Source organism: Streptococcus suis, assembly GCF_016743335.1.
Lineage (GTDB): Bacteria > Bacillota > Bacilli > Lactobacillales > Streptococcaceae > Streptococcus > Streptococcus suis_Y.
The window spans coordinates 1-8,094 of sequence record NZ_WCJE01000062.1 but is presented as its reverse complement, the minus strand read 5'-3'; the positions used below and the strand labels follow the sequence as shown (position 1 = coordinate 8,094).

The 8,094-nt window shown below is 44.8% G+C and carries 6 protein-coding genes; 4 read left to right on the top strand and 2 right to left on the bottom strand.

Annotation, left to right across the window (positions count from 1 at the left end; translation table 11 throughout):
• Positions 1 to 59: 59 nt before the first annotated feature.
• Both F9856_RS11330 and F9856_RS11325 read right to left on the bottom strand, forming a co-directional pair.
• A complete protein-coding gene (locus F9856_RS11330; RefSeq protein ID WP_202106667.1) occupies positions 60 to 1,181 on the bottom strand; it encodes a LysM peptidoglycan-binding domain-containing protein in 1,122 nt (373 codons plus the stop codon).
• Positions 1,182 to 1,415: 234 nt separating this feature from the next.
• Positions 1,416 to 2,399, bottom strand: coding sequence for a Gfo/Idh/MocA family protein (locus F9856_RS11325; RefSeq protein ID WP_202106666.1), 984 nt, complete (start codon positions 2,397 to 2,399; stop codon positions 1,416 to 1,418).
• Positions 2,400 to 2,483: 84 nt separating this feature from the next.
• Here F9856_RS11325 and rnhC point away from each other — a divergent pair, with 84 nt between their 5' ends.
• From rnhC to F9856_RS11305, 4 genes are all read left to right on the top strand, one after another.
• Positions 2,484 to 3,374 (top strand): ribonuclease HIII, encoded by an 891-nt coding sequence (gene rnhC / locus F9856_RS11320; protein ID WP_202106665.1) that lies wholly within the window; start codon positions 2,484 to 2,486, stop codon positions 3,372 to 3,374.
• 9 nt (positions 3,375 to 3,383) lie between these two features.
• Entirely contained in the window at positions 3,384 to 4,013 is a 630-nt protein-coding gene (gene lepB / locus F9856_RS11315) for a signal peptidase I (protein WP_011921809.1), read from the top strand.
• Positions 4,014 to 4,383: 370 nt separating this feature from the next.
• Positions 4,384 to 6,876 (top strand): ATP-dependent RecD-like DNA helicase, encoded by a 2,493-nt coding sequence (locus tag F9856_RS11310; RefSeq protein WP_202106664.1) that lies wholly within the window; start codon positions 4,384 to 4,386, stop codon positions 6,874 to 6,876.
• 105 nt (positions 6,877 to 6,981) lie between these two features.
• On the top strand, positions 6,982 to 7,653 hold the full coding sequence (locus F9856_RS11305) for a hypothetical protein (protein ID WP_202106663.1): 672 nt from the start codon (positions 6,982 to 6,984) through the stop codon (positions 7,651 to 7,653).
• Positions 7,654 to 8,094 lie beyond the last annotated feature (441 nt).

The following is an 8,094-nucleotide window of genomic DNA, read 5'->3' as shown; positions in this document are numbered from 1 at the left end:
TTACTACATATAAAGCAATAACCGTTTCAGATAAGGCTGAAACGGTTATTTTTGTAAGTCTAATTAAAAGATACATGCACATGATCGTAGTGGTTTTCAGTAACGCTACCACGGTCTGGCATCAAGTTCCAAGTATATGCAGGTCCATAAATACTTGCATATGGAGCATAAAAACGTTGTTTCCAGATAATATAAGAAATATTTTTCGCACCCATATTGGCAATAGCATATTCTGCTACTTGATCCCCAAGTGCTGAACTTTGTGGTACCATAAAGTCAATTGCCAATCCCTTACCATGGTCGCCAGAATCACCAGGACGGTAACCTGAGAAGGAAGTAATACCGAAGGCATTAGCTACTTCTGCGCGGAAGGCTGCTACCTGAGGTTGCAAACCGACATCATAAGCACTTGTACTTGTTGTAGTGGTTGATAGGGCTGTCACTTGTAGAGTTTCAACTACAGGCTGTTCTACAGGTGCTTCTACTGCAGACTGCTCTACAATTTCCTCTACAGGTGCTTCTACTACAGGCTGTTCTACAACTTCCTCTACAGGTGCCTCAACCACAGGTTGCTCTACAACTTCCTCCACAGGCGCTTCTGCTACAGGCTGTTCTACAACCTCCTCTACAGGTGCCTCAACCACAGGTTGTTCTACAACTTCCTCTACAGGTGCTGAGTCGGTAACTGATGAAATTTGATCCAAGGGAACAACCGTATCCTCAACCGTTACTTGATTGGTTGTTAGGTCAACAGTTGCCTGAACGGTCTCATTTGTGCTTCCCTGAACAGGAGCTTCAATCTCAACCTGAGTCACTTGATTGTTTTGGTCAACAGTCGTCGTCAGTACCGTATCAGGGAAAATCAAGTTGACATCTGCAATTTGATTGATTTTCGCCAACAAATGCATATCAACATTCATAGCTGAAGCGATAGCACTGAGGGTATCACCATACTTAACCGTATAAGTTAACTGACCCTCATTGTTTGTGAGTTCAGTAATGATTTGCTCCACACTGCGTGGCGTCCACTCCAAAGCGAGAACTTGTGGACTAACCATACCAGTTGTGAAAAGTGAAAGGGCCAAGCTTGAGGCGTACATCATTTTTTTATTTGTTTGCAAAAGGGAAGTTTTTCTCTTGCGACGCATATGTTGTGGTTTATTTGTTCTCTTACGTTTCATTCTGATAATCATTCCTTTTCATTTGGGTTGGGTATATCTTACCTAAATCAGACCTGAAAAACAAGTCATTTCTGTCTCTTTTAAATAAACTGTATCCACTATGTAATCTTAGACATTTTTCGTCATCAAATCCATATACTTGTTACATAGCCGACACATTAAGAAAAAAGAACAAGTAGAAAACTGACAACAGGCCATCACTTGTTCCTCAATACTTATCCAAATAAAGTTGCTCTACATTTCTTCTGGATAAACCAAGCCCCATTCTTTGCGGAGTTGGGTCATGATCTCCATAACATCCCGAGTATAGGCTAGGTGCATGGTGTTTTCGATGCCTGCGACAGCTTTTTCCATATCCGCCACTTCATAAGATAGCGCCTTGGCTGTATCACCCGCTTCGATTACCTCTTGACTACCGTCTTCGGTATAGGTAATGACTGCCTTCTGACCACGAGGATACTCGTAGAGCTCGATGTAGCCTTTATCGTAGGCAATAGTACCCCGTTTTGGCTGTTTGGCATGGAGGGTCAGGGCGATGGTCGCCATTTCCCCTGCATCATTGTTGAGCAAAATCCCTACCTGCTCATCCACACCTGTCGGAGCCAATTTGACCTGAGATAGAACTTGATTTGGCTTTTCCGTCATAAACCAACGGACAAAGGACAGAGCGTAGACACCAATATCCAAGAGGGCACCGCCGGCCAAGTTCTTATTGAAAAAGCGGTTGGTCATGTCATATTCCTTGTAGCTACCAAAGTTCATCTGAATCATCTTCAACTCTCCCAGCTTGCCACTTGCAACCACTTCGCTCAACTGACGATAGATTGGCATGTGGAAAATGGTCATGGCCTCCGCCAAGACGACCTGATTTTCCTCAGCTAATTGAATAGCTTCTGCTAATTCTTCTGAATTAAGCGTAATAGACTTTTCACAGAGGACATGCTTTCCAGCCTTCAAGGCCTTTCTCAAATAATTGATATGGGTATTGTGAGGCGTAGAAATATAGATAATGTCTACTTCAGGATCCTCAAACACTTCATCGATTTCTCGATAAACTTTCTCGATGCCATATTTTTGCGCAAATTCCACACCCTTGTCATAGGTACGGTTGGCTACCGAATAAAGATTTCCCCCCATAGCCTGCAAGGCCTGAACCAATTCATTGGCAATGACACCTGTTCCCAGGGACGCCCACTTGTACTGTACTTGATCTTTCATTGTCTACCTCACTTTCTCCTCCTATTATAGTAAAAACCACCCTTTTCTGCACACTCTAACTAGCATTTGTGTTACAATAAGAACATGAATACCGTTGTACTAAAGGCATCTGCCCAGCAAAAACAAGCCATGATGGCTCACTATGACCGCTATCGGCAGACCAGCAAAAATCCTTATATAGAAGCATTTTTCAAACTGACCGGTGCCAGCCTGTCCATCTACACTTCTGGAAAAGTCGTTTTTCAGGGGGAAATGGCAGAGCAGGAAGCAGGGCTCTGGGGCTATGAGCCAGAAAGCTCTGGACAGACGACCATACCTGGTCAAGACCTACCCATGATTGGGACGGATGAAGTGGGAAATGGGTCTTATTTTGGAGGTTTGGCAGTCGTTGCTAGTTTTGTCCGCCCAGAAGATCATACCTTTCTCAAGTCGCTTGGTGTGGATGATTCCAAGAAAATGACAGACCAAAAAATTTGCCAAATCGCTCCTCTCTTAAAAGAGAAAATCCCCCACCAAGCTCTGCTATTGTCACCGAAAAAATACAACGAAGTCATCGAGCAAGGCTACAATGCGGTGTCTGTCAAGGTCGCCCTACACAATCAGGCTATTTTCCTACTCTTGCAAAAGGGTGTCCAGCCTGAGAAGATTGTCATTGACGCCTTCACTTCCAGTCAAAATTATCAAAAATACTTGCAAAAGGAAGCCAACCAATTTGCCACCCCCGTCACTCTGGAAGAAAAGGCTGAGGGCAAGTATCTGGCTGTGGCAGTATCTTCTATTATTGCAAGAAGTATGTTTTTAGAAAATCTTGTCCAGCTTGGTCAATTGGTAGGCAGAAGCCTGCCTTCAGGAGCTGGCAGTAAGTCCGACCATGTCGCAGCAAGCATCTTAAAACAATATGGTATGGCTGGTCTCAATGAGACTGCCAAACTCCACTTTGCCAATACGCAAAAAGCACAAAAATTATTGAAATGAGGAAAAAATATGGGAGCAATCCAAAAAACAAAACGCTCACCACTAGTCGCCTTCTTAGCTGAATGGGGCATCTTTTTACTGTTTATGGCAGCTTTTTTTGCCAGTCGTTACTTTATCTGGAATCCTGTATCTGTCGATGGCCATTCCATGGACCCAACGCTTCAACACCAAGAAAAACTCATCATGCTCAAAACATCCTCTATCGACCGCTTTGATATTGTTGTAGCCAGTGAGACAGACAGCGACGGCAAGGAAAAACTGATTGTCAAACGTGTGATTGGTATGCCAGGTGACACCATTCGCTACGAAAACGATGTCCTCTATGTTAACGACCAAAAAGTGGACGAGCCTTACTTAGATGAATATCTAGCTGCATTCCAGAAAGATAAACTTCAAGAAGTCTATTCTTACAACAAACAATTCCAAGCTGTGGCCCAATCTGCTGAAGCTTTCACACAAGATGCCAATGGTTACGTAGACTTTACCGTGACAGTCCCAGAAGGACAATACTACCTGATGGGAGATGACCGCCTTGTCTCACTAGATAGTCGTAGTGTAGGAACATTTTCCCGTGAAAACATCAAAGGAGAAGTTGTCTTTCGCATGTGGCCTCTCAACCGTATTGGGACTGTTGATTAATACAAACAAGTTTGGAACAAAAAGCACAGTACCACTTCTCAGAGTTCGTGTCAACATCCCAGCGCAGTGGTTGATTGGGTTTAACAGTCCAGTGGACTGTTAAAGGTTGGAGATAAGATTTGCGAAGCAAATCTCAGCAATTCGTGTTTTACACTCAAAATCTGACCTATATGGCTGATGCGAACGGGTTCGCTTCATTTCCAACCTCCAACAGTCACTACTCTGACTGTTGGAGCTGTGCGGGTTGGGAGTAAAATAGTCCAGTGGACTATTTTAGCCCGAACCTGCATATTTGGAAGTGAGGGGAACTCTTTTTGGTCTATGCGAGTTCTTTCCCACTCCCTTTTCATTATTATTGGAAATAAACTCTATGAACGAAGTGTATTTTACCGGCACCATTGACCGGATTATTTTTGAAAATCCTAGTAATTTTTATAAAATCCTTCTCCTTGAAATTGAGGAGACAGACGCAGACTATGATGACTACGAAATTATTGTGACCGGAACGATTGCCGATGTCATTGAAGGAGAAGACTATCGTTTCTATGGCAATCTGGTCACCCATCCCAAGTATGGTCAGCAGCTGCAAATTTCGCGTTACGAACGCAGCAAGCCTACCTCAGCTGGTCTGGTCAAGTATTTCTCCAGCGAGCATTTCAAGGGAATTGGACGCAAAACGGCTGAAAAAATTGTTGAACTCTATGGAGAGGATACAATCGACAAAATTTTAGCTGAACCTGAAAAACTAACTCAAATCACAGGCCTATCCAGCAAGAACATGCAGGCATTTGTCGAAAAACTCCGCCTCAATTATGGAACCGAGCTGATCTTGGCAAAACTAGCCGAGTATGGCATTCCCAATAAATTGGCCTTTCAAATCCAAGACCAATATAAAGAAAAAACACTTCAGATTATTGAAGAAAATCCCTATCAACTGGTCGAAGATGTCCAGGGGCTCGGCTTTACCATTGCCGATAGGATTGCGGAAAACCTGGGAATTGCCAGTGATTCTCCCCAACGTTTTCGGGCTGGCATGCTCTTTAGCCTCATCCATCGCTCCATGGAAACAGGCGATACCTATGTGGAGGCCAGAGACTTGCTGGAAGCAACCCTTGAACTGCTGGAAAAATCCCGCCATACCGAGCTGGACCCTGCCGCAGTTGCCCAAGAGTTGACTGGACTGATAGAAGATGGCAAGGTCCAACAAGAAGGCACTAAGATTTTCGACAACAGCCTCTACTTTGCCGAGCAAGGAATTCATACAAACCTAACTCGCCTGATGGGAAAAAATGGTTTCAAACCCTTCCCACGCACAGACGTTGAGGCTGCCATAGCAGAGCTGGAAAGCATGTCTTCTCTCACCTACGATGACATTCAAAAAGAAGCCATTGTCCAAGCCATTACCAATCCGCTTTTCATTCTGACAGGCGGACCAGGGACAGGAAAAACAACGGTTATCAACGGTATTATCGCGGTCTATGCCATCTTGCATAAGATTGACCTGACTCGCAACCGAGAAGAATGCCCTGTCCTCCTAGCCGCTCCAACTGGACGAGCAGCCAGACGGATGAATGAATTGACAGGGCTGCCTTCCGCCACCATCCACCGCCACCTCGGTCTGGTAGAAGGACAGGAAGAATCCTACCGAGATGATTACCTCGAAGCTGATTTCATCATCGTGGATGAGTTTTCTATGGTAGATACTTGGCTGGCAAACCAGCTCTTCCAGAACATCTCCTCCCAAACCCAAGTTTTGATTGTTGGCGATGCGGAGCAATTACCTTCCGTCAGTCCCGGTCAGGTCCTTGCTGACCTCTTGAAAATTGACAAGCTCCCCAGCATCACTCTGGAACGCATCTATCGTCAATCCGATGATTCGACCATTGTTACCCTAGCCAGCCAGATTCGCCAAGGGGCTCTGCCGAGCGATTTCCGTGAGAAAAAGGCTGACCGCTCCTATTTTGAAGCGCAAAACGAACAAATTCCAGCTCTGATTGAGCGCATTGTCGGCGCAGCCATCAAGTCGGGAATTCCTGCAAACGAAGTCCAAATCCTCGCTCCCATGTACCGTGGGGCCGCAGGCATTGACCAACTCAACACCATGACCCAGGCCCTGCTCAATCCACTGGAAGAGGGAGAGTTAGAATTCCTCCATAACGAGCACGCCTTCCGCCAAGACGACCGGGTCATTCATCTAGTCAACGACGCCGAAGCCAATGTCTTCAATGGCGACTTGGGCTATATTACCGACCTCCTGCCTGCCAAGTACACCGACTCCAAGCAGGACGAGATTACCATCAACTTCGACGGTAGCGAGGTCACCTATCCCCGTAACGAATGGTACAAAATCACTCTGGCCTATGCCATGTCCATTCACAAGTCCCAAGGCAGCGAGTTCCAGGTCGTCATTCTTCCCATCACCCGCACCAGTCACCGCATGCTCCAGCGCAACCTGGTCTACACAGCCATCACCCGCTCCAAGAGCAAGCTCATCCTCTTGGGCGAAATCTCCGCCTTTGACTATGCCGTCAAAAACGCCGGCACCGTCCGCAAAACCTATCTGGTCCCACGTTTCCAAGGAGAAATGGCAGAGCAGGACAGCAAGGAAAGCCTGACTGAAAAAGACAAAAGCAAAACAGCCACAGCCAAGCCAAGCCAGCCACCTGCCCAGTCAGATAAGCTAGAACAGACAGAGCCAGTAACAGAAAACAACCAACAACTCTCCCTTCTTGACCAAGACCAGCCAGAAAAAACAAGTGCCCAACCCAGAGAATATATTCTGACGGTGGACAACCTGCTAACCATCGACCCCATGATTGGCATAGATCAGGCAGATATTGAAGAGTTTTTCAGAAAAAGATAACAAAAACATTTCTTTTGTTACAAAAATGTTACAAATATTACAATTTTGTGTTGACGAGCTTGTTTTTATTTGTTATACTCTGTTTATAAGTGGAGGTAAGAACAAATGAAAAAGATATTCAACTACTCAGTATTGTTGCTCTCTGTAACCTGTCTATTGACAGCTTGTTCAGCAAAAAAACAAGAAAGCCAGACAGAAGCAAGCACCAAGCAGACTAGTTCCTCCAAGCCTGCTAGTTCCCAAGAAACTACAACTAAAACCAATTCATCAGCAGAGGCTAGTCAACAAAACCAGGAAACTCAGAACTCTCAAGCCAAAGAAAGTGTCCTAAGTACCGAAACGACTCACACTCAGCTCCTAACCCTACCAGCTACCACTATTCCCGACAGTCTAGTTGGAAAATGGCAAGGAAGTAGCCAACAAGCGCGTAATATTGAGGTAACTATCAGCGCAGACGGTACCTTTACTACTTATGAAGATTTTCGACTTAGTGAAAACGAGGAAGGAGAACACCTCATCCATACCTACACAGCCCGAGTTACAGATCTAGTTGAATATGCTCCAAACCACTACCTAATCCGCGAGGCAGAGGGGGAATATTCGGCTCTTCTCCCTGGAATGACTGGATTAGGAGGAAGAATTGCACCAGGATTTATCCTAGAAGGTGGACAATACAAGGTTGTTATGTGGGGAAATCCTGCTGATCCTGCTGTCGAAGCTAAATACAACCTAGTATCAGAACCTAATGTTTTTGTAACCTTGGATAAGGTCGAGTAACCCAAAGGTTTATTCCCCTATTCTCTAACAAACTTAAAGGAATATTCGTGCATCCCTTTCCGAGAAGAAGACAAACATCTTATTTACAGTGTTTGTCTTTTTCTATTGTTCTCTATTTCGCTCTCCATAGAAATAAAGATCGGAGCAAGTCAACAATAGCCACCTGTTCTTTAGAAGAGTAGCGCACTTGTGAGGAAATCGGCTATTTTATGCTCAATGAAAATCAATGGGATCCTAGGGTCGACCTGAGTTCAGCAAGGTAAGTTGACTACAGATATGTTTAATTTCAAAAAGTATTACCGACTAAGGTAGGCTTGGAACAAAGAGTGTCATCATCCTTCCAAAATCCTCCCATCTGCACAAAAATAAGGAGGGGAAACCCTCCTCAGACTGAAGACAAAGTCCTTAGAATTGATTTTCTAAGGGCTTTTCTTCGTATTT